This window comes from Novosphingobium sp. SG720 (assembly GCF_012275365.1).
In the GTDB taxonomy this organism is placed as follows: Bacteria; Pseudomonadota; Alphaproteobacteria; order Sphingomonadales; family Sphingomonadaceae; genus Novosphingobium; species Novosphingobium rhizosphaerae.
Map to the genome: position 1 here is coordinate 267,479 of NZ_JAAZQN010000006.1, position 21,885 is coordinate 289,363.

The 21,885-nt window shown below is 67.2% G+C and carries 15 protein-coding genes; 9 read left to right on the forward strand and 6 right to left on the reverse strand.

All coding sequences use genetic code 11. The features are described 5' to 3' along the window. The first annotated feature begins 22 nt into the window (after window positions 1–22). Window positions 23–2,323: a TonB-dependent receptor gene (locus FHW94_RS19535; protein ID WP_168557507.1), complete on the forward strand. Its 2,301-nt coding sequence runs from the start codon at window positions 23–25 to the stop codon at window positions 2,321–2,323. A gap of 14 nt (window positions 2,324–2,337) precedes the next feature. Beyond that, window positions 2,338–3,687, forward strand: a complete 1,350-nt coding sequence (locus FHW94_RS19540) for an amidohydrolase (RefSeq protein ID WP_246866280.1) — start codon at window positions 2,338–2,340, stop codon at window positions 3,685–3,687. Between the two features lie 24 nt (window positions 3,688–3,711). On the opposite strand, the gene FHW94_RS19545 is transcribed toward FHW94_RS19540, so the two are convergent. Genes FHW94_RS19545 through ptsP form a run of 4 tightly spaced genes read right to left on the reverse strand, consistent with a single transcriptional unit; the run spans window position 3,712 to window position 10,299 of the window. Beyond that, entirely contained in the window at window positions 3,712–5,082 is a 1,371-nt protein-coding gene (locus FHW94_RS19545) for a carbohydrate porin (protein WP_168557508.1), read from the reverse strand. Between the two features lie 47 nt (window positions 5,083–5,129). Beyond that, the gene (locus tag FHW94_RS19550; RefSeq protein WP_168557509.1) at window positions 5,130–6,779 is read right to left on the reverse strand and encodes a fructose-specific PTS transporter subunit EIIC; all 1,650 of its coding nucleotides are present in this window, start codon (window positions 6,777–6,779) and stop codon (window positions 5,130–5,132) included. Window positions 6,780–6,811: 32 nt separating this feature from the next. Next, window positions 6,812–7,762, reverse strand: coding sequence for a 1-phosphofructokinase (gene pfkB / locus FHW94_RS19555; RefSeq protein ID WP_168557510.1), 951 nt, complete (start codon window positions 7,760–7,762; stop codon window positions 6,812–6,814). Further along, a complete protein-coding gene (gene ptsP, locus FHW94_RS19560) occupies window positions 7,762–10,299 on the reverse strand; it encodes a phosphoenolpyruvate--protein phosphotransferase (protein ID WP_168557511.1) in 2,538 nt (845 codons plus the stop codon). Before ptsP ends, pfkB begins: the two co-directional genes overlap by 1 nt. Before the next feature lie 170 nt (window positions 10,300–10,469). On the opposite strand from ptsP, the gene FHW94_RS19565 reads away from it, so the two are divergent. Then, the gene (locus FHW94_RS19565) at window positions 10,470–11,444 is read left to right on the forward strand and encodes a LacI family DNA-binding transcriptional regulator (protein WP_168557512.1); all 975 of its coding nucleotides are present in this window, start codon (window positions 10,470–10,472) and stop codon (window positions 11,442–11,444) included. Window positions 11,445–11,624: 180 nt separating this feature from the next. Here the strand turns inward: FHW94_RS19565 and FHW94_RS19570 are convergent, their stop codons facing one another. After that, window positions 11,625–12,488: a hypothetical protein gene (locus tag FHW94_RS19570; RefSeq protein ID WP_168557513.1), complete on the reverse strand. Its 864-nt coding sequence runs from the start codon at window positions 12,486–12,488 to the stop codon at window positions 11,625–11,627. A 412-nt stretch (window positions 12,489–12,900) separates the two neighbouring features. On the opposite strand from FHW94_RS19570, the gene FHW94_RS19575 reads away from it, so the two are divergent. From FHW94_RS19575 to FHW94_RS19585, 3 genes are all read left to right on the forward strand, one after another. Further along, on the forward strand, window positions 12,901–13,980 hold the full coding sequence (locus FHW94_RS19575; RefSeq protein WP_168557514.1) for a class 1 fructose-bisphosphatase: 1,080 nt from the start codon (window positions 12,901–12,903) through the stop codon (window positions 13,978–13,980). A 23-nt stretch (window positions 13,981–14,003) separates the two neighbouring features. Then, window positions 14,004–14,948 (forward strand): LysR family transcriptional regulator, encoded by a 945-nt coding sequence (locus FHW94_RS19580; RefSeq protein WP_168557515.1) that lies wholly within the window; start codon window positions 14,004–14,006, stop codon window positions 14,946–14,948. 136 nt (window positions 14,949–15,084) lie between these two features. After that, the gene (locus FHW94_RS19585) at window positions 15,085–16,302 is read left to right on the forward strand and encodes an MFS transporter (protein ID WP_349237564.1); all 1,218 of its coding nucleotides are present in this window, start codon (window positions 15,085–15,087) and stop codon (window positions 16,300–16,302) included. Window positions 16,303–16,403: 101 nt separating this feature from the next. Here the strand turns inward: FHW94_RS19585 and purU are convergent, their stop codons facing one another. Next, the gene (gene purU / locus FHW94_RS19590; protein ID WP_168557516.1) at window positions 16,404–17,291 is read right to left on the reverse strand and encodes a formyltetrahydrofolate deformylase; all 888 of its coding nucleotides are present in this window, start codon (window positions 17,289–17,291) and stop codon (window positions 16,404–16,406) included. A gap of 152 nt (window positions 17,292–17,443) precedes the next feature. Between purU and FHW94_RS19595 the strand changes: the two genes are divergently transcribed. From FHW94_RS19595 to FHW94_RS19605, 3 genes are read left to right on the forward strand one after another with little or no spacing between them, the layout of a single operon-like run. Further along, entirely contained in the window at window positions 17,444–18,730 is a 1,287-nt protein-coding gene (locus FHW94_RS19595) for a sarcosine oxidase subunit beta family protein (protein ID WP_168557517.1), read from the forward strand. A gap of 15 nt (window positions 18,731–18,745) precedes the next feature. After that, the gene (locus tag FHW94_RS19600; RefSeq protein WP_168557518.1) at window positions 18,746–19,009 is read left to right on the forward strand and encodes a sarcosine oxidase subunit delta; all 264 of its coding nucleotides are present in this window, start codon (window positions 18,746–18,748) and stop codon (window positions 19,007–19,009) included. Continuing rightward, window positions 19,006–21,885, forward strand: coding sequence for a 2Fe-2S iron-sulfur cluster-binding protein (locus FHW94_RS19605; RefSeq protein ID WP_168557519.1), 2,880 nt, complete (start codon window positions 19,006–19,008; stop codon window positions 21,883–21,885). Before FHW94_RS19600 ends, FHW94_RS19605 begins: the two co-directional genes overlap by 4 nt.

Here is a 21,885-nt window from a genome sequence, read left to right on the forward strand (position 1 = left end):
GAACCAAGGACAGGGAGTTACCATGAGCAAAGCCATTCTGGCCGTTTCCGGCCTGATCACTGCGCACGTCTTGCTGGCAGGCACCGCCTTTGCCGCAGATGGCGCGCAACCCGCGCCAGCCGTTCCGGCAGAGGAAACCCCCTCCACGGGCAATGACATCGTGGTCACCGCGCTGCATCGCACGTCCACCGTGCAGACCACGCCGCTCAGCATCGTGGCGATTTCCGGCGATGGCCTGGCCAAGACCGGCGCCACCCAGCTCAACGACTATTTCCGCCAGATCCCCAACCTCAACGTGACGAGCGGCGTGGCCGGATCGAACCGCATCTCGATCCGTGGCGTCAATGCGGCGGGCGAAGCGACCGTGGGCCTCTATTACGATGAAACCCCGGTCACCGGCCCATCGGGCACGACGCAGGATTCGGGCGCCGTTGCCGCCGATCTCAACTTGTTCGACGTGGAGCGGGTGGAAGTGTTGCGCGGGCCGCAGGGCACGCTCTATGGCGCCAGTTCGATGGCCGGCACGCTGCGCGTGATTTTCCACAAGCCCGATTACGACAAGGTGGAAGCGGGCGGCGAAACCCAGGTGACCACCACCGAAGGCGGATCGGCCGGCTATTTCCTGCGCGGCATGGTCAACCTGCCGGTGGTGACCGACAAGCTGGCCGTGCGTGTGGTCGGCTATGGCGAGCGCAAGCCCGGCTGGATCGACAATGTCACCTACGGCACGCAGAACATCAACCGCTCCAGCAACTGGGGCGCGCGCGGCATCATCGGTTTCAAGCCCGATGAACTGACCACGATCACGGCCACGGCAAGCTATCAGAAAAGCGACGCGCGCGATCAGCAGGGCTGGTATCCCAGCGTGGGCCGCTACAAGACCAATTCCACCGCGCAGCTGCCGTTCCACACCGAAATGCAGCTCTACAATCTCAAGGCCGATCGCGACCTTGGCTTTGCCACGCTGACCGGCACGGCCAGCTACTACAACTACAACTATATCCGCACGGTCGATTTCACCCCCTCGGTGGCTGCCTATGCCAATTCCACCGCGCAGTGCGCCCGCGCGCAGGGCGGCACGGCCTGCACCACCGACCAGTTCGCCGCCTATCGCGCCACGGGCCTCGCGCTCTTGCCGGCGGTGGGCTATCAGCCGGCCTGGGTCCATTCGCAGAACTATGAAGCGCGGCTGGCGTCCAACGCGGCGCAGATGCCGGCCTGGCTGGAATGGACGGTTGGCGTCTATTACGAAAAGCGCAACGACCACATCGACAGCAACGTGATCAGCGAAAGCGCGGCCGATGGATCGATCACCCTGCCGATCACCCCGCTGGTCTATCGCTATGTCGAGACGCGCTCGCGCCAGGTGGCCGGATTCGGCGAAGTTTCGATCAAGCCGCTGCCAGGGCTGACCATCACCGGTGGCCTGCGCTATTACGATTACAGCAAGACCACCAGCGGCCAGTCCTATATCACCAACTATTACACCGGTACGTCTGCCGCGCCCTATAGCGCCGCCACGACCAAGGCCAACGGCTGGCTGGAAAAGTTCAACGTCAACTATCGCATCACCCCGCGCGTGATGGTCTATGCCAGCGCTTCGAAGGGATTCCGTCCCGGCGGGGCCAACAACATCCCCGGCCTTGCCGCCAACCTGGTATCCTACAAGCCCGACAGCCTGTGGAACTATGAAGTGGGCCTGAAATCGAGCTGGCTGGGCGACAAGCTGGTGCTCAACGGCGCGGTGTTCGATGTCGAATGGAGCAACATGCAAAGCTCGGCTCGCACCGCCGACGGGCTCTATGCCTTCCTCACCAACGCCGGCCACGCGCGCATTCGCGGGCTGGAGGTCGACCTGACCACGCGCCCGTTGCGGGGCCTCACGCTGAACGGTGCGCTGGGCTATGTCGATGCGCACCTGACGCAGGACCAGTCTTCCTCGGCCGTGCTGATCACCGCGTCTACCGGCAAGGCGGGCGATCCGATCCCCAATACCCCCGATCTCACCGCGTCGGCTTCGGCCAGCTATAGCTGGGCGCTCAATTCGCGGTTCGACGGGCTGGTGCGCGCCGATGGTGCCTATACCGGGCATCAGGAAGGCACGTTCCGCCCGACCGATCCCTATCACACCTCCTACGGCAACTATGCCACGGCCAACTTGCGCGTGGGGGTGGAGAACCCGCAGATGGGCATCTACGTGTTCTGCAACAATCTGACCGACACCACCGGCGCGATCGCGGTGAGCAGTGGCTATGGCTATTCCAACCTGACTTATTCGATCCAGCCGCGCACCTGGGGCCTCAACGCCCGCTTCAGCCTGTAAGGAAAGGAAAGACCATGCCTTGGTTTGCCAAGCCGGCCATGGGCCTGGCCCTGGCGGCAGCAGCGCTGCCCCATGCCGCCCATGCCGCCCATGCCGCGCCGCTCGATCCCGCCGCCGCGCGCGGCGCGATCGATGCCCAGCTCGACAAGATCTATCCCGCGCTCGATGCGCTCTACAAGGATATCCACCAGCATCCCGAGGTGGGGTTCCAGGAAACCCGCACCGCCGCGCTGCTGGCCGCGCGGATGCGCCAGATCGGCTTTACCGTGACCGAGCACGTCGGCCAGACCGGCGTGGTCGCGGTCTATCGCAACGGCGATGGCCCGGTGGTTCTGGTGCGGACCGAGCTGGACGGCCTGCCGCTGGAGGAAAAGACCGGCCTGCCTTATGCCAGCCATTACCAGCAGACCATCGACGGCAAGCTGACGCCGACCGATCACGCCTGCGGGCACGACAGCCACATGGCCTGGTGGGTTGGCACCGCGCAGACCCTGCTGGCGATGAAGGACAAGTGGCACGGCACGCTGGTGTTCATCGGCCAGCCGGCCGAGGAAAAGGTGGGTGGGGCCAAGGCGATGCTGGCCGATGGCCTGTTCGCCCGCTTTCCCAAGCCCGACTATGCCTTTGCCGCCCATGTCACGCCCGATGTGGCGGGGCATGTGGTGATCAAGCAGGGCGCGGTGAGTTCGGCCGCCGATGCCGTGGTCGTCACGTTCCACGGCCTGGGCGCGCATGGTTCGATGCCCGACAAGGGGATCGATCCGATCGTGATGGGCGCGCATTTCGTGGATGACGTGCAGACCGTGATCAGCCGGCAGAAAGACCCACAGAAATTCGGGGTGATCACGGTGGGCGCCTTCAACGCCGGCTATGCGCCCAACATCATCCCCGACACTGCCGTGCTCAAGCTGACGCTGCGATCCTATGATGCCGATGTGCGGCAATTGCTGCTCGATGGCGTGGGCACCACCGCGCGCGCCGTGGCGACCATGGCCCGCGCCAGCGCGCCAGATGTGGAGCATACCGAGGGGACGGCATCGGTGATCAACGATCCGGCGCTTTCGGCCAAGCTTGCCGGCGTGCTGAAAACCGCGCTGGGCGACAGCCGCGTGGCGCTGGTGCCGGTGGCAATGCCGGGCGGCACGGCGAGCGAGGACTATTCCGAATTCGTCAACGCCGGGGTCAGCCAGTCGGTGTTCTTCGGCGTGGGCGGCAGCGACCCGGCGATGCTGGCCCGGCTCAAGGCCGAAGGAAAGCCCGTGCCGGTCAACCATTCGCCGTTCTTTGCCCCCCAGCCCGAACCGGCGATCCGCGCCGGGGTGGAAACGCTGGTGCTCGCGGTGCTGGGCGTGGCGGGGAACTGATTTTCCGCCACGCCGGCTGGACGGTCACCGCCCGAAAAAGGTGGGGCCGTCCAGTGTGAACTTGAAGCCGAAGACCAGCGCATTGTCGGTGTTGGTGCGATTGAACGGCGCGCCGGTGTTGTCCGGGTGCAGGATATACTGCACGTTGGGCGAAACGCGCAGGCCCGGCACCACATCGGCGCCATAGGCGAGTTCCATCATCACCTGGTGGCGATGCACGTTGTCTTCGCCGCCGGCGGCCAGGCGCGCGGCGCGCATGCGCGCCATGGCCAGGTCGGAAAAGCGCTGGTCGTTGATCATGAAGCCCAGCGTATCGCTGTCGCGGCCCTTGAACGTGCCGGTCTGCACCACGCCGAAATCGAAATAGCGGCTTTCTTCCACCTGGCCCGAAAGATTGGTCATCGCCACGCCGAAGATCGAGAGGCCGCGCTTGCTCGTGGGATCCGGCCGGGTCAATTGCTGGTCGAACCGCACATAGATGCCGCTGCGGCCGTGCAGGGTGCGCGCCGGGCGGCCGGTGAGAATGGCGATGCCGCCATTGTCGTCGCGCAGCGGGTCGCTGTAATCGGCGCGGTCGAACCAGCCGCCCAGGATATAGTGGCCGGGCAGGCGGGTTTCGCGCTTGTCATCGCCATAGCCCACTTCCCACGGCACGATCACCCCGGTGCGGTTGGCCGAAGAGAAGTTGAAGCCATCGTCGTTCCAGCGCTTGCGATCGGGGTTCACTTCATAGACCCCGGCATGAGCGAACCAGCGCGGCGCGAGCGCGAGCTTGGCCTGGGCCATCCAGCTTGACGCGGGGAAATAGGTGAAGTTGCTGTTCTTGAACACGAAAGTGGGGTTGCCGCAGGTCGAATTGCTTTGGAACAGGCAATAGAGCGGCGAATTGAGGAAGTGGATGTTGGCCTGGCTGCGACCGGCCTCGATCACCAGGCGGTCATTGAGCAGCTTCTGCTCCCATGTGAGGATCGCCAGGTGGGTGTTTTGCGTGCCCCACACTTCCTGGACCGAGGTGTTGTTGCCCAGCGCGATGTTCGACAGGCTCTTGCCGTGGCGGTTGGTCACGGCAAAGTGGATCGTCGCGCCGGGAATACCGACGATGCGATCCATGTCGAAATCGGCGCCGAGATAGACCTGGCCGGTATAGGCGCTCTTGCGCGCCAGGCCGCCCGAAACGTTGCCAGCCGCTTCGCCGGTATAGCTATAGGCCAGGGTAATGCCCTGGTCGGCCAGCGGCTGCGCCAGGTTGGGCGCGGGTTGGCTTTTCGCGGTGGCGGGCAGTGTGGGCGGCGGCGGCGCCTCGTCGGCCAGCGCCGGGGCGGCCGAGGCGAGGAGAGCGGGCAGCACGATAGCGAGGGCGCCTGCGCGGCAGGCACCAGAAGGCAGGGCGGGCATGGGACGAGGCACTCCTTGCGGCCAGGGGCGGCCGCGCGAAAAAGAGGTCAGGCGGTGGTCGGAAGCGGGCGGCGCAGCAGCCCGGCCAAAAGCGCGGTGGTCAGCGTGCCGGCGGCAATCGCCAGGGCATAGGCGCCCAGATGCGTGACCGCGCCGGGGATCGGCAGCACGAACACCCCGCCGTGGGGCACGCGCAGTTCCACGCCCATCGCCATCGAAATGGCGCCGGCCAGCGCTGATCCGGCCACGAATGCCGGGATCATGCGCAGCGGATCGCGCGCCGCGAACGGAATCGCGCCTTCGGTGATGAAGGCCAGGCCGAGCACGGCGGTGGCTCCGGCGCCATCGCGTTCCTCTGCCGAAAAGCGGCTGCGGAACAGCACGGTGGCGAGTGCGATGCCGAGCGGCGGGGTCATCCCCGCGGCCATCGTCGCGGCCATCGGGGTGTAGACTTGGCTGGCGATCAGGCCGACGGAAAAGGCATAGCTGGCCTTGTTTACCGGCCCGCCCATGTCGAACGCCATCATCGCGCCCAGGATCAGGCCCAGCGCAATCGCGCTCGATCCCTGCATCCCGCGCAGCCATTCGGTAAGGAACGAGAGCACCGCCGCCACCGGCGTGCCCACGGCATAGACCATCAGCAGCCCGGTGATCAGCGTGCCGAGCAGCGGCAGGATCAGCATGGGCTTGAGGCCCGCCAGGTTGCGCGGCAGGCGGATCGCGCGATTGAGCGCTTCCACGCCATAGCCGGCGATGAAGCCCGCGACGATGCCGCCCAGGAACCCGGCGCCCTGGCTGGCGGCGATCATGCCGCCGATCATGCCCGGCGCGATGCCCGGCCGATCGGCAATGGAATAGGCGATATAGCCGGCCAATGCCGGCACGATCAGGGCAAAGCCGCCCTTGGCGCCGATTTCGAACAGGGTGTGCGCCAGCGTGCCGGCGGCGGCATCGTCATTGGCGTGAATGCCGCCCAGCGCAAAGGCCAGCGCAATCAGCAGCCCGCCCGCCACCACGAAGGGCAGCATGAACGAAACGCCGGTCATCAGGTGCTTGTAGGGGCCGGTGCGTTCGGCCTTGGCCGGCGCGGCGCCAGCGGTTTCGCCGCCGGCCTGCACGCTGGCTTCGGCCAGGGCGCGGGTGATCAGCGCGGCGCCGCCGGTGATCGCGGGCTTGGTATTGCTGGCAAACACGCGCTTGCCGGCAAAGCGGGCGCGGTCCACTTCGCGGTCGGCGGCGATGATAACCACGTCGGCCTCGGCAATTTCCTGGGCGGTCAGCGGCGTGCCGGCGCCCACCGAGCCTTGCGTTTCCACGCGGATGGCATGGCCCAGTTCGGCCGCGCCCTGTTGCAGCCCTTCGGCCGCCATGAACGTGTGGGCAATGCCCGTGGGGCACGAGGTGATCGCCACCACGCGCACTTGCTGCGCAGCATTCGGCTGGGCGGAAAGCAGGGCCAGGGCGGCGGCGGGATCGGCCAGCACGGCATCGAGCGCCACCACCTGCGCCGCCTGCGCGGCTTGGGGATGATCGGGCGCGCCCACCAGCAGGGCCGGTGCGGCGGGTGCATCGCCCGCGCTTTCGAGATGCACGTCGATTTCCAGCCCGGCTTCGCGCGCGGCCTTGGCCAGGGCTTGCGCGGCCAGCACCGCCTCCACATCGCGCCCGGGCGCGGCGATCAGCACTTGGTGTTTCATCAGGCTCTATCCCAGGTTCTTTTTGGCGCGCGTCATGGGCGCGGGCCGGTGATCACGTCTTGCGCCAGGGCCAGCACGCTGGCCTTTTCCGGCAGGTTGGGCCCGGCCATGCCCAGCTTGGCCACGGCAAAGGCCGTGGCCAGCCGCGCGGTCTCCGCCAGGCCCAGCCCGGCGACATGCGCGGCGGCCAGCCCCGCCACCATGGCATCGCCCGCGCCCACCGTGCTGGGAATGCCCAGTGGCCCGATCGGGGGCAGGGCCAGGCGCGCATGCATCGCACCATCGCCATTGACGAACAGGGCGCCTTCGCTGCCCATCGACACGACCACCTGGTCAACCCCCCGCGCATGGAGCGCGCGGGCTGCGGCCAGCACGGCGGCGATATCGGGCAGGGGTTCGCCGGCCCAGGCCGCCAGTTCATCGCGGTTGGGCTTGATCACGTGGGGCAGCACCGGCGCGGCCAGCGCGCGCGCCAGCGGTTCGCCGCTGGCATCGAGCAACACATGCACGCCCGCATCGCGCAGCCGCGCCACTTGGCTGGCATAGCAGGCTGGCGGGCAGCCGGGGGGGAGACTGCCCGCCAGCACCGCCATGTCCCCGGCGGCGGCCATATCGGCCAGCCCATCGAGCACGGCGGCAAGGGTTTCGTCGGTCACGGCCAGGCCATCGAGGTTGATGTCGGTCGTGCCGGCGCTATCCACCAGCTTGAGGTTGACGCGCGTGGCGCCGTCCACCCGCACCATGGCATCGGTGATCGGCTTGGCGGCAAACAGCGCTTCGAACGGGGCGGCATTGTCGCGGCCCAGCAGGCCATGCGCCGAAACCGCTACGCCCCAATCGGCCAGGCAACTGGCCACGTTGATGCCCTTGCCCCCGGCATTCTGGCGCACGGCACGGGCGCGGTGGACCTGGCCGGGCACGAGCGTATCAAGCGTGATCGTCTCATCGATCGCGGGGTTGAGCGTAAGCGTATGGACGCGCATCAGGCGGCTCTTTCATCCAGGGCAGGGGCATCCAGCGCGCGCACTTGCGCGGCGCCGGGCTGGGCCAGCGCGCGGCGGGCGAGGTCTTGCAGATCGGGCAGGTTGGCGGCGCGCAGCCGCGCCTTCACGGCGGGAATGTCGCGCGGGGTCATCGACAGTTCGGTTACGCCAAGCCCGGTGAGCAGCGCCGCGCCGAACGGATCGCCGGCCAATCCGCCGCATACCCCCACCCAGCGGCCATGCGCCGCCGCGCCTTCCACGGTCAGCGCGATCAGGCGCAGCACGGCAGGGTGCAGGCTGTCGGCCTCGGCCGCCAGTTCGGGGTTCTGGCGGTCGATCGCCAGCGTATATTGCGTGAGGTCATTGGTGCCGATCGAAAAGAAATCGGCATGCTGGGCAAGGGCATGGGCCTGGACCGCAGCGGCGGGCACTTCGATCATGATGCCGATCGGCACCGCCGGTGCATCCAGCTCGGCACGGATTTCCTCGCACCGCGCGCGCAGGCGCTCCAATTCCCAGGCAGAGGTGATCATCGGGAACATGATCGACAAGTCGCCGCCGTGCTTTGCTGCGCGGTAGAGCGCGCGCAATTGCGGATCGAGCAAGTCGGGCCGGCGCAGCAGCAGCCGCGCGCCGCGCACGCCCAGGAACGGGTTTTCTTCCGTTGGCAGGTCCAAGTGCGGCACTTGCTTGTCGCCGCCGATATCGAGCGCGCGCACGATCAGCGGGCGGTCGCCAAGCGCGGCGATCATCGCGCGATAGATCGCTTCCTGCTCGTCCTCGCTGGGCGTGTCGCCGCGTTCCAGGAACAGGAATTCGGTGCGCATCAGGCCCACGCCTTCGGCACCTTCGGCCAGGGCAAAGGGCACCGAATCCGGGCGGTTGACGTTGGCGGCAATGGCCACCTGGTGCCCATCGGTGGTCACCGCCGGGCGGCTGCGTTCGGCCTCCTGCGCCTGGCGGCGGGCGGCGATGCGATCGATCCAGGCTTGCGCGCAGGCCAGGTCGGCCGGCGTGGGATCGAGCCACACGCGCCCCGCATCACCATCGACGATGACTTTGGTTTGTGCGCTCAGCGCCAACAGGTCCTGGCCCACCGCCACCACCGAGGGCAGCCCCAGCGTGCGCGCCAGGATCGCGCTGTGCGACGTCGGCCCGCCCAGCGCCGTGGCAATGCCGGCAACCTTTTCGGGATCGAGCGTTGCCGTATCGGACGGGGAAAGGTCTGCCGCCACCAGGATGCACGAACCCTCGGGCAGCGTATCGATCGAACCGGTCGCGAGGGTGGGATCGAGCGCGGCCAGCACGCGGCGGCCCACATCGTGCAAGTCTGCCGCGCGGGCGGCGAGCACCGGATTGCCCAGCGCGGAAAGCTGCCCGGCAATGCGGCTGACGGCCTGGTGCCACGACCAGGCCACGCCATGCCCTTCGACCATCAACTGGCACGTGAGGGTGATGAGGTCGGTGTCGTCGAGCAGGTCCGCTTGGGCCTTGAAGATCGCGGCATCGCTGGCGCCCAGGCGGCGGGTGGTATCGTCGATCAGCGCGGTCATCTGCGCGCGGGTGCGGCGCAGCGCGTCGTCGAGCATGGCGCCACCCCGGCCCAGGTCCACCGGCTCGTCGGGCACGGAAAGCTCGGCCGCGGCCACGACATGGACCGTGCCGATGGCGAGGCCGGGGCTGGCGGCAACGCCGGCCAGCATGGTGAGCGCCGTTTCCGGCTGCCAGCCGCGCCCGGTGGTCTGCGCGGCGGCGGCCACCTTGGCGGCGGCACGCGCGGCATCTTCCTTTTCGCGCGCGGTCAGACGGCGCACGGCGGCAAGGAACTGGTCCACCGCCGCGCGGCCCTGCGGCCCATCGGCGGAAATGGTGACGGTGTCGCCGCACTTGAGGCCCAGTTGCAGCAGCGACACCAGGCTCTTGGGATCGGCGCAATCGGCCCCGTGGCGCACGCGCAAGGCGGCCGGCGCGGCGCGCGCGGCCTCCATCCATGCCGATGCGGGGCGCGCGTGAAGGCCGGCGGGATAGTCCACGGTCCACTGCGCGGCATGGGCCAGATCGGCCACCGGAGCCTGCGCGGCAGGCGCGGCGCCATCTTCGCCCAGCGCGGCGGCAATGGCGTGGGGGTCGTCGCTTGCCACCAGCGCGGAAAGGCGTGGCTCGTCCTGGATCAGGCGGGTGAGCCGGCGCAGGATGGCGATGTGGCTGTCGGAATTGGCGGCAATGCCCACGACCAGATGCGCCGTCTGGCCGGGGTTCCATTCCACCCCGTCGCGCAGTTGCAGCACGGCGATGCCGTCGCGGCGCACCAGACCCTTGTCTTCGCCCAGGCCATGGGGGATCGCCACGCCCGCGCCCAGAAACGTGTTGGCCACGCCCTCGCGCCGCACCATCGAATCTTCATAGCCCGGCGCAACGCAGCCCGCGGCCACCAGCATCTGGCCCACCTGGCGAATCGCGTCTTCCTTGCTGCCGGCCTGCGCGCCGATGCGCACGAGAGCCGCCTCTTCTGGCAAAATCGCGGGGTTGGGCAGCATTTCGGGCCTCTCTCCAGGGGTGCTTGCCGGCGGGCTTGGGCCGCCGCTGTGCCTTCAGAAAACGTTTTCTCATGAATTTTGTCAAGAGGCTTGCGCAAATGGGGGGATTGCGGCCATGTTTGTGCGAAGAACAGGCCAATCGGCCGGGGAGTTGGAGAGAACGTTTTCTGATGGCCGTGGGGATCAAGGATGTGGCGCGGGTGGCCGGCGTTTCGGCGGCCACGGTTTCGCGGGTGCTGGCGGGCAAGGCCGTGGACGCGGCCATGCAGCAGCGCGTGCACGATGCCGTCAAAGTGACGGGCTATCGGCCCAACCTGGCGGCGCGGCGGCTGCGTTCGCAGCATTCCAACGTGATCGGCCTGATCGTGGCCGATATCCGCAACCCGTTCTTCACCGCCGTGTCGCGCAGCGTGGAAACGGTGGCAGCGGCGCGCGGGATGCAGGTGATCTTGTGCAACACCGATGAAGATCCGGCGAAGGAGGCGATGTACCTCGACCTCATGCACCAGGAGCGCGCAGCCGGGGTGATCCTGGCGCCCTCGCGCCAGCGCGTGGCCAGAACCGACCGCCCGGAAGGCGAGCGTCCGGTGGTGCTGATCGACCGCGCGATTCCCGGCGCGGATCTTGATTGCGTGCTGCTCGACAACGAACGCATGGCCGCCGTGCTGGTGGAACATCTGCACGCCCAGGGCCATCGCCGCGTGGCCGGCCTCTTCGGCGCGATGAGCATGACCGGCCACGAACGCCGCGCGGGCTTCGAACGCGCCGCCGCCGCACTCGGCCTGGAAGCCCAGGCCCTGGCCGTGCCGCACAACACCGGAGAAGCCGAACGCGCGCTCGCCGCCCTGCTTTCGGGCCCGCAGCGCCCTGATGCCCTGGTGGCCAGCAACGGCGTCATGCTCCTCCACATCCTGCGCGCCTTGCGCGCCCAGGGCCTGTCCGTCCCGGCAGACATCGCGCTGGCCGGATTCGACAACAACGACTGGATGGATTTCGTGGGCAACGGCGGGGGCATCAGTGTGATCGAGCAGCCGGTGGAAGAAATCGGCCGCACCGCCACGACCATGCTGCTCGACCGCCTGGACAATCCGCAAGCGCCCACGCGCAAGGTGGTGCTGGCCGGCAAGCTGGTGGCGCGGGGATAGGGGTGCTTGCCCCGATTGCCCAACCACTTCGTCACCCCGGACTTGATCCGGGGTCCAGCTTCCTGGGAAAGGGAGGTTGGATCATGGCACGTACGCATGAAGAGATGATGGCCAAGCTGACGCCGGAACGCCGCGCCGACATCAGGGCGCGCGCCGCCGAGCAGTTGCATGAGATCGCTACTACGAGATGAGATAGGTTATTTCGGGATCGGAAGAAACCGTGTCGTTTATGTGAAGTCGCATTTCATTTTTGACGTCGTTCCAGACAAATGCCACAAAACACCAATCTTTTTCGACGTGATATTGTAATTTTATAGTTTTGACACAATTAGAAACTTTCCGTTCAAAAATAAAAACTCCGTGATCTAAATCGCAAAAAAATCCTCCATGTGAACCTTTCAATTCCAGTATGTTGGATATTTCTCGATTTTCGTTTTTTATTAGAGTGAAGGCTATGCTTCCTTCCTCTGAAAGAAATGATTTATATAATCCAGCATCTATGTTTTTTTGCGAAACGCTTGCGCCGTCGTGTTGAGCCCAAACATGCGGGGATGTGATCGAAATTTCACGCCGTTCTGGTATAGAAAATTCGTACTGCGCAGTAAAAATCCTAGAGCTATTCATAGATCTAAAGTTGAATCTGATTCCTACAGATTTCGGGTTATCCCGAACGAGCAGCGGCAGAGAATTAATTGATATTTTTCCTCGTTCCGGTAAAAACCGATTGGATTCAATATAGTCGCTCCCTATGAAATCTGTTTCAGAAGTTTGTTCATATTCTAGAATTGTTACATCACCAGGTCCCAAATTTTCGATTATAAATTTCAATGAAGTGTCGCCATTTAAGTAGTATGATTCCAAATTTGCTTGTAGCCGGGGGCTAGGGAAAATTCGTAGCTTTCGGTGTACAGACCAAATCTCTAACCGATGGAAAATTATAAGAAGCAGCGCTAGAGTTGCCAGTCCCACGAACAGTGTTAGCCATAGCGGTTGGGATGCAATCCAAGTTACCCCCGCTAACGCACTTGCACCGAAAGTCGCCACGATCCATTGCCATTGGCTGACAGCACTAAGGGCGTCCCACAAGGATCGAGAGATTTTCCGTATAATTTGCATTCTCCCCATCGATGACTGATTGCTACCTTCAGACCTAATTTTATATCAGTCACGACGATTCATGTCACGCTGATCAAATTCGCATATAGGCAACGTCGTTAGGATTATTGGGCAAGTTGGACCGCTGTTGGTTCACAAAGGTAAACGTAGCATCGATGCCACCACATCGGGCTATACAATGTTCCGCTTTACCGGGCCTAACGCTCCAGCACATCTTCCCACACCACAGTGCGACGTTTGCAAAAAAGTACCCGCAAGGCCTTCGCAAATGCACAATTATGGGCTTAGAGAGAGGCACGAGGCGCCCGGCCCGGCCGGCCATGCAGGAGAGATTCGCGCGATGACCATCCAGACCCCGGTGCTTGACAGCGCCCCCGCCGCACCGGCTCCGGCCCCGGCGCCCAATCCGCAATCGGGGCAGCCGGTCACGCTCACCCGCTTTCTGATCGAGCAGCAGCGGCGGCCGGATTCGCCGTGCCCGGCGGGCCTGCGCCTCTTGCTGGAAACCGTGGCGCGCGCGTGCAAGGCGATCAACTTTGCCATTTCCAAGGGCGCCCTGGGCGATGTGCTGGGTTCGCTCGGCAACGAGAACGTGCAAGGCGAAGTGCAGAAGAAGCTGGACGTGATCGCCAACGACCTGCTGCTCGATGCCAACGAATGGGGCGGGCAGCTGGCCGCCATGGCCTCTGAGGAAATGGAGACGCTGCATCCCATTCCCGGCCGCTTTCCCAAGGGCGAATACCTGCTGACCTTCGATCCGATCGACGGATCGAGCAATATCGACGTGAACCTTTCGGTCGGCACGATCTTTTCGGTGCTGCGCGCGCCCGATGCCTGCGCCGGGCGCGACGTGACCGAGGCGGATTTCCTCCAGCCTGGTGCGGAGCAGGTGGCGGCCGGCTATGCCATCTATGGCCCGCAGACGCTGCTGGTGCTGACCGTGGGCACGGGGGTCTATGAATTCACGCTCGATCGCGAGATCGGTTCGTGGCGGCTCACCGACGGGCCGATGCAGATGCCGCGCGGCAACCGCGAGTTTGCCGTCAACATGGCGCGCCGCCGACAGTGGTCGCCGCACGTCGCGCAGTATATTGAAGAACGCATCTGTGGCACCGAAGGGCCGCTGGGCGTGGATTACAACATGCGCTGGCCCGCCTCGATGGTGGCCGACGTGCACCGCATCATCAAGCGCGGCGGGGTGTTCCTCTATCCGGCGGATTCGCGCAATCCGGGCAAGGCGCGCCTGCGCCTGCTCTATGAAGCCAACCCCATGGCGTTCCTGATCGAGCAGGCGGGCGGCGCGGCCAGCAACGGCACGGCGCGCATTCTCGACCTGATGCCCACCAGCCTGCACGAGCGGGTGGGCGTGATCCTGGGTGATCCGGCCGAAGTGGCCGCGGCCAGCGAACCCCAGGGCTGAGGCCTCAAAAAGGGCGCGGCGCCATGGACATGTTCGCCGCGCTCGGTGCCTTTGTGGCGGTGGTGGACGAGGGCGGCTTTGCCCCGGCCGCGCGCCGGGCGGGGCAGGCGACATCCTCGTTCACCCGCCATGTCGATGCGCTGGAGGCCGCGCTGGGCACGCGGCTCTTGCAGCGCACCACGCGGCAGGTGAGGCTGACCAGCGCGGGGGAAGCCTATTACCCCCAGGCGCGCGCCATCCTGGACCAGTTGGCCGAGGCGAACCGCGCCACGCGCGAGGGGGCAGGCGCGGCGCGCGGGCTGCTCAGGGTGAGCCTGCCGGTCACGTTTGCGCGGCTGCACGTGACGCCTTGGCTGCCAGCCTTCCTGGCCGCCCATCCCGACATCGCGCTGGACGTGAGCGTGACGGACAGCGTGCTCGACCTGGCGGCGCAGCGCATCGATGTGGCGCTGCGACTGGGCGTGCTCGATTCCTCCAGCCTGATCGCGCGGCGGCTGGCGCCGCAGCGCCGCGTGGTCTGCGCCAGCCCCGCCTATCTTGCCGCCCATGGCACGCCCGGCAGCCCTGCCGACCTGGAAAGCCATGCCTGCCTTACCTTTGCCTTTGCCGATGGCGAGCGGCGCTGGCGGTTGAGCCGCGATGGCCAGCACCAGTGGGTGCGGGTGACGGGCCCGTTGCGCACCAACCATGCCGACACCATTCGCGAAGGCGCGCTGGCCGGGGTGGGGCTGGCGCTGCTGCCCACCTGGCTGGTGGGGGAAGAGATCGCAGCCGGGCGCCTGGTCGCGGTGCTGGGCGGCTGGCAAGCCGATATCGCGCGGCCCGGCGCGCTGCCGCTGGGCGACGTGGGCATTCATGCCGTGACGCTGCCCGATCGGCGCGGGATGGCCAAAGTCCGCCTGTTCGTGGATTTCCTGGCGGCGCGGTTTGGCACGCCGCCGTACTGGGAGCGCGGGCTGACGGGGTGAGCGTTGCGCTATATGCAATGGTGACTGCCAAAATGGGTGGATTATCATTGCGTCGGGCTTGGGGCATAGCGCTGGCAACCAAGCGTGGCAGCAACCGTTTCCCCCTCGGTCTGCCCAACAGGAAAGAGCCCTGATCATGTCGGAAACGATCCTGGCCGGCGCGCCCCCGCGCCCGGCACACCCGTCGCTCCCGCCCGCCTCGCGTCCCACGCTTGGCGCGGGCCTGACTCTGGCGATGGCCGCCACGACCGGCCTTGGCGTGGCCAATATCTATTACAACCAGCCGATGCTCGGCCTGATCGAGGTGAGCATGCCAAGCGCGCTGACCGCGCTGGTGCCCACGGTGACGCAGCTCGGCTATGCACTGGGGCTGTTCCTGTTGGTGCCGCTGGGCGACCGGGTGGAGCGGCGGGCGCTGATCGTCACGCAATTCCTGCTGCTGTCGGTGGCGCTGGTCCTGGCCGCGATCGCTCCGTCGCCCGCGCTCTTGCTGGGCGCCTCGCTCCTCCTGGGCGCGCTGGCCACCGTGGCGCAGCAGATCGTGCCGTTTGCCGCGCACCTTGCCCCGCCCGAACGCAGCGGGGCGGTGATCGGCAAGGTCATGGCGGGGCTGCTGTGTGGCATCCTGCTCAGCCGCACGCTGGCCGGGTTCGTGGCCCAGCATGCCGGCTGGCGCGCGATGTTCTGGCTGGGCGTGCCGCTGGCCCTGCTGGCCGCCGCGATCTTGCGCGCGATGCTGCCCAAATCGGCAGCCGGGCAGGGGCCGCGCTATCCGCAGCTGCTTGCTTCGCTGTGGCACTTGTGGCGTGCGCACCGCGCGCTGCGCCTGGCCACGATCACGCAGGGCCTGCTGTTTGCCGCATTCAGCGCGTTCTGGAGCATCCTCGCGCTGCGCCTGGCGGAAGTGGGCGAAGGGCCGAGCGTGGCTGGGCTGTTTGGCGTGATCGGCGCGGTGGGCATCCTGGCTGCGCCACTGGCTGGCCATGTGGCCGACCGGCGCGGGCCCCATGCCACGATCGTGGCGGGCGTGGCGCTGATGGTGGTGGCATGGGCCATTGCCATGGCCTTTCCGGGATTGGTGGGCTTGGCGTTGGCCTGCATCGTGCTGGACCTGGCGGTGCAGAGCGCGCTGATCTCGCACCAGCATATCGTCTATGCCCTGGACCAGGGCGCGCGGGCACGGCTCAACACCCTGTTCATGGGCGGCATGTTCCTGCTGGGCGCGGCGGGGTCTGCCCTGGCGGCACTGGCCTGGCATGGCGCCGGTTGGACCGGGGTGAGCGGGCTGGGCCTGGCGCTGGGCGTGGGTGGCGGCATTGCCAACTGGCTGGCACGGCGGCCACGTAACGCCTGAAAAAAGGCATACACGGCAATAGGATATCGGATTTCCCCGGGGAAACCTTGCGGTTTCTCCGGGTTTTCCATGGAAAATGCTGCACTGCACAATAGAGCTGTTCAGCCGAACACGATAGTCTTGTTGCCGTTGACCATCACGCGGCGTTCGATGTGCCAGGATACCGCGCGGGCGAGCACCTGGCATTCCACGTCGCGGCCCAGGGCGACCAGCGTTTCCGGCGCGTGGACGTGGGTGACGCGGCGCACGTCCTGCTCGATGATCGGGCCTTCGTCCAGGTCCGTCGTCACATAGTGCGCGGTGGCGCCGATGATCTTCACGCCGCGTTCGTGCGCCTGGTGATAGGGCTTGGCGCCCTTGAAGCTGGGCAGGAAGCTGTGGTGAATGTTGATGCAGCGCCCCGCCACTTTTTCGCACAGCATGGGCGAAAGGATCTGCATGTAGCGCGCCAGCACGACGAGATCGGGGTCCGTCTCGTCGATCAGCGCGGCCATGCGCGCCTCCTGCGCGGCCTTGCCATCGGGCTTCATCGGCAGGTGGTGATAGGGAAGGCCGCTCCATTCCACGAAGCTGCGCATGTCATCGTGGTTGGAGACGACGCCGACGATGTCCACCGGCAGCAGCCCTGCGCGCCAGCGGTGGAGCAGATCGAACAGGCAGTGCCCGAATTTCGACACCGCAAGCAACAGGCGCGGGCGGCGCGCCATGTCGTGCAGCGACCAGTCCATGGCAAAGCGTTCGGCAATCGGCGCGAAACGCTGGCGCAGCAGGTCCACATCGGGCAGCGGCACGCCATCGCCGGCAAAGGCGGTGCGCATGGCGAAGAGGCCGGAGGTGCCATCGTTGAAGTGGTTGGATTCGGTGATCGTGGCGCCTTGCCCGGCCAGGAAGCTGGCCACGGCGGCCACGATGCCGCGCTGGTCGGCGCAGCGCAGCAGCAGCACGTGCCCCGGCGTGGCGCCGCTGGCGGGTTCGACAATTCCGGTCATGCGCGTGTTTCCCCCGGCGCGGCCGATGCTGCCGCGCGTTCTGGCGCTGCAAAGACCGGTCCGCGCGCGATTTTGGCAAATCACATTTTCGGCCGCGCGGATGACATTTTTAGACGCGACGCCGTGGCACCGTGCCCCTTACGCATGGTGTTGTGACAGGAACCACATCCCACTTCCGGGCCAAGAGCCGCTATTCCGCGCTGGCGCTGTTGCGCGGCGCGCTGGGCGGGCATCGCCACTGGGGCCGCGCCTGGCGCGCGGCAGAGCCCAAGCCCAGCTATGACGTGGTGATCATCGGCGGCGGGGCGCATGGGCTGGCCACCGCCTATTACCTCGCCAGCCGGCACGGCATCCGCAACGTGGCCGTGGTGGAAAAGGGCTGGATCGGCGGCGGCAACACCGGGCGCAACACCACGATCGTGCGATCGAACTATCGCCAGGCGCCGTTGCAGCGGCTGCTGGAGCATTCGCTGCGGCTGTGGGAGGGCCTGTCTGACGAATTGAATTACAACGTGATGTTTTCCCCGCGCGGGGCGCTGTTCCTGGGGCATTCGGATGCCGACATGACGCGGCTGGCGGAGCGCGGCGACAGTTTGCGGGCCATGGGCATCGACGCCGAATTGATGAGCGTGGACGCGGTGCGCCGGCTGGTACCGCTGCTCGATTTCTCGCGCGCGGCGCGCTGGCCGATTGCGGGCGGGCTGATCCAGCATCGCGGCGGCACGGCGCGGCACGATGCGGTGGCCTGGGGCTATGCCCGCGCCGCAGACAATCTGGGCGTGGACATTATCGAGAATTGCGAAGTCATCGGCTTTACCCGCCAGGGCGACGCGGTGACCGGGATCGAAACCACGCGCGGGGCCATTGCGGCGGGCAAAGTGGCGATCTGCGTGGCGGGCAACAGCGGCCATGTGGCGGGCTTGGCCGGGGTGCGCCTGCCGATCGAGAGCCATACGCTTCAGGCCTATGTGACCGAGCCGGTCAAGCCGATGATCGACACGGTGATCATGTCGCAATCGCTGCACTGCTATATCTCGCAATCCGACAAGGGCGGGATCGTGGCGGGGGGCGATCCTGATGGCTTTCCCAGCTATGCCCAGCGCGGCCAGCCGGTGCGGCTGGAACATGCGATTGCCCAGGCGATTGCGCTGGTGCCCGCGCTCAGCCGCTTGCGCATGGTGCGCTGCTGGTCTGGCGTGACCGACATGAGTTTTGACGGATCGCCGATCATCGGGGACTTGCCCTTGCGCAACCTGCATCTCAACGGCGGCTGGTGCTATGGCGGGTTCAAGGCGACGCCGGGTTCGGGGCATCTCTATGCCTATCACCTCGCCACCGGGCAGCCGCACCCGATTGCCGCGCCGTTCGACCTGGCGCGCTTTGCCCAGGGGCGCACCATCGACGAAGCGGGCGTCGGCCCGATGCCGCAGCACCGCTAGGGGGAGCGCAAGGCCATGATGCTGATCCACTGCCCCCATTGCGGGCCGCGCGCGCAGGAAGAATTCACCTATGAACGCACGCGCGACAGCGTGGTGCAACTGGACCAGGCGCCCGACGTGGCCATGGCCGCGCTCTATACCCGCACCAATCCGCGCGGGGAGGAAAACGAGATCTGGCGCCACACCTTGGGCTGCCGGGGCTGGCTGGAACTGCGGCGCGACCGGATGAGCCATGCCATCGTGGCGGTGCGTCCGCTGGGCGTGCAGGTGCTGCCATGAATGGGGAAACGGTGCAGTTCACCTTTGACGGCAAGACGTACGCCGCGCGCGCCGGGCAGACGCTGGCCGCCGCGCTGCTGGCTAACGGCGTGGCCGTGGTGGCGCGCAGTTTCAAGTATCACCGCCCGCGCGGGATCATGGCCGCCGGGGTGGAGGAACCTTCGGCGCTGGTGACTGTGGGCGAAGGCGGGCGGGTCGAGCCGAACACCCGCGCCACCGACGTGTTCGTCTATCAGGGCCTTGTGGCGCGCAGCCAGAATGCCTGGCCCAGCCTGGCGTTCGACGTGGGCGCGGTGAACGGTCTCGTCTCGCGGCTGATCCCGGCGGGCTTTTACTACAAGACGTTCTTCGGGCCGCCCAAGCGGTGGATGGTTTACGAACGCTTCATCCGCAAGGCAGCGGGGCTTGGCCCGGCGCCGCAACACGCCGATCCCGATGCCTTCGACCATCGCGCCGCGTTTTGCGACCTTTTGGTGGTAGGCGCCGGGCCGGCAGGGCTGGCCGCCGCGCTGGCGGCGGTGCAGGCGGGGCAGCGGGTGATGCTGGTGGAGCTGGACCGCTTGGCCGGTGGCGCGCTGCTGCGCGAGGACGTGCGGATCGACGGCGCCGCCGGGGCGGAGTGGGCGCAGGACGCGGTGGCGCGGATCGTGGCTGGCGGCGGGCGCGTGTTGCTGCGCGCCACGGCGACCGGCTATTGGGACGGCAATCTGGTCAGCGTGGTGGAGCGGCTGGCCGAGCCGGGGCAGGCGCCCTCGCGCGCTGATGCGCCGGTCCAGCGCCTGTGGAAAGTGCGCGCGGGCCGGGTGATCCTGGCGACCGGCGCGATCGAGCGACCGCTGGCCTTTGGCGGCAACGACCGGCCCGGCGTGATGCTGGCGCAGGCGGTGCGCCACTATGTGCGGCGCCATGGCGTGGTGCCGGGCCACCGCGCCGTGGTGGCGACGAGCAACGACGATGGCTATCGCACCGCCTTTGCCCTGGCCGACGCCGGGGCGCAGGTGGTGGCCGTGCTGGACAGCCGCGCTGCACCCGCTGGCCCGTTGGCGGAGCGGGCGCGCGCGCGGTTTGCCGTGCTGGCCGATGCCCGGCCGATCGACACGCGGGTGCGTGGGAAGCGGCTTTGCGCGGTGATTGCGCAAGTGGGCGGGGGCGAGCAGCGCTTTGCCGCCGATCTGCTGGCGATGTCGGGCGGGTTCACCCCGGTGGCGCATCTGCACAAGCAGGCAGGCGGCGATCTGGCCTGGGACGCGGCGACGCAGGCCTTCGTGCCCGGCGCGGCGCGGCAGGCGCAGGCGAGCATTGGCGCGGCGGCGGGCGGGCATGACCTGGCCGCGATCCTGGCGCAAGGCTGGCAGGCCGGTGGCGGCGAGGCGCGCATGTTTGCGGTGGACGATCCGCTGGGCATGGGCACGCCGGCCGAAGCGGCGACGGTGCCCGACACCATACGCGGCAAGGCTTTCGTCGATTTCCAGAACGATGTTTCGCTCGGCGATATCGATCTGGCCTGGCGCGAGGGCTATCGCTCGGTCGAGCACCTCAAGCGTTATACCACGCTGGGCATGGGCACCGACCAGGGCAAGACCGGCAACATGGCCGCGCTGGGCCGATTGGCGCAGGCGCAGGGGGTGGCGATTCCGCAGGCCGGGCTGACCACGTTTCGCCCGCCCTATACCCCCACCACGCTGGGCGTGTTTGCCGGAGCCGCGGTGCGCGGCCATGCCGGGCCGGTGCGCAAGCTGCGCCTGCACGCGGAGCATGACCGCCAAGGCGCGGCGTGGCAGCCGGTGGGATACTGGTTCCGCCCGCGCAGCTATCCGCAGGCGGGCGAAAGCCTGGGGCAGGCCAGCCTGCGCGAGGCGCGGATGGTGCGGCAAAGCGCGGGAATCGTGGACGTATCCACGCTGGCCACGTTCGAGGTGGCCGGGCCGGATGCCGCCGCGCTGCTGGAAATGGCCTGCGCCACCGCCATCGGGCGGCTGGCGGTGGGGCGTGGGCGCTATACCGTGATGCTGCGCGAAGACGGTATGGTGATGGACGATGGCACCGCCTGGCGCCTGGACGAGCAGCGCTATCTGCTGACCAGCTCCACCGGCGGGGCGGACCGCATGGCACAGCACTTGTCGTGGCTCCGCAATGTCATGGCCCCGCAGCTGAAAGCGAGCGTGGTCAATGTGCAGGAGCATTACGGCGCCGTGGCGCTGGCCGGGCCGCGCGCGGTGGCGGTGCTGGCCGGGCTGACCGGCGCGGCGGCGCCCGCGCATATGCATTGCGCGCGGGGTGTGATCGCCGGGATCGAAGTGCTGGTGCTGGCCGCCAGCTATAGCGGGGAGCGCGCGTTCGAAGTCTATGCGCCCGGCCACCACATGCCCGCGCTGTGGCAGGCGCTGCACCAGGCGGTGGTTGCGGCCGGTGGCGGTGCCTATGGCCTTGATGCCATGGACCATCTGCGCGTGGAAAAGGGCCATGTGGTGATCGGCGCCGAAGTGGACGGGCGCGTGACCGCCGCCGATATCGGCCTGGGCGGCATGCTGCGCAAGCAGGGCGGGTTCGTCGGCTGGCAGGCACTGCAGCGCCCGGTCCTGGCCACGGCCGCGGGGCGGCGGCATCTGGTGGGGCTGACCGTGCTGGACGGCCAGGCCCTGCCCGAAGGCGCGATGCTGGTGCTGCGCGAGGGAGAGGAACCGCTGGGCCATGTGACCACGGCGGCGCCGCGTGTGGCGGGCGAGGGGTGGATCGGCCTGGCGCTGTTGACCGATGGCACTTCGCGGCATGGGCAGGAATTGCTGGCCTGGTCTGCCACGCGCGGGGCCACGGTGCGGGTGCGGGTGGGCGATCCGGTGTTCTACGATCGGCAAGGGGCGCGCTATCGTGACTGA

Bases quoted from the DNA above. Each gene is read 5' to 3' on its own strand.
- FHW94_RS19575 (WP_168557514.1), top strand. From the start codon at position 12,901: ATGACCATCCAGACCCCGGTGCTTGACAGCGCCCCCGCCGCACCGGCT.
- FHW94_RS19565 (WP_168557512.1), top strand. From the start codon at position 10,470: ATGGCCGTGGGGATCAAGGATGTGGCGCGGGTGGCCGGCGTTTCGGCG.
- FHW94_RS19535 (WP_168557507.1), top strand. From the start codon at position 23: ATGAGCAAAGCCATTCTGGCCGTTTCCGGCCTGATCACTGCGCACGTC.
- FHW94_RS19580 (WP_168557515.1), top strand. From the start codon at position 14,004: ATGGACATGTTCGCCGCGCTCGGTGCCTTTGTGGCGGTGGTGGACGAG.
- FHW94_RS19550 (WP_168557509.1), bottom strand. From the start codon at position 6,779: ATGAAACACCAAGTGCTGATCGCCGCGCCCGGGCGCGATGTGGAGGCG.
- ptsP (WP_168557511.1), bottom strand. From the start codon at position 10,299: ATGCTGCCCAACCCCGCGATTTTGCCAGAAGAGGCGGCTCTCGTGCGC.
- FHW94_RS19540 (WP_246866280.1), top strand. From the start codon at position 2,338: ATGCCTTGGTTTGCCAAGCCGGCCATGGGCCTGGCCCTGGCGGCAGCA.
- purU (WP_168557516.1), bottom strand. From the start codon at position 17,291: ATGACCGGAATTGTCGAACCCGCCAGCGGCGCCACGCCGGGGCACGTG.
- FHW94_RS19545 (WP_168557508.1), bottom strand. From the start codon at position 5,082: ATGCCCGCCCTGCCTTCTGGTGCCTGCCGCGCAGGCGCCCTCGCTATC.
- FHW94_RS19605 (WP_168557519.1), top strand. From the start codon at position 19,006: ATGAATGGGGAAACGGTGCAGTTCACCTTTGACGGCAAGACGTACGCC.
- pfkB (WP_168557510.1), bottom strand. From the start codon at position 7,762: ATGCGCGTCCATACGCTTACGCTCAACCCCGCGATCGATGAGACGATC.
- FHW94_RS19585 (WP_349237564.1), top strand. From the start codon at position 15,085: ATGTCGGAAACGATCCTGGCCGGCGCGCCCCCGCGCCCGGCACACCCG.
- FHW94_RS19600 (WP_168557518.1), top strand. From the start codon at position 18,746: ATGATGCTGATCCACTGCCCCCATTGCGGGCCGCGCGCGCAGGAAGAA.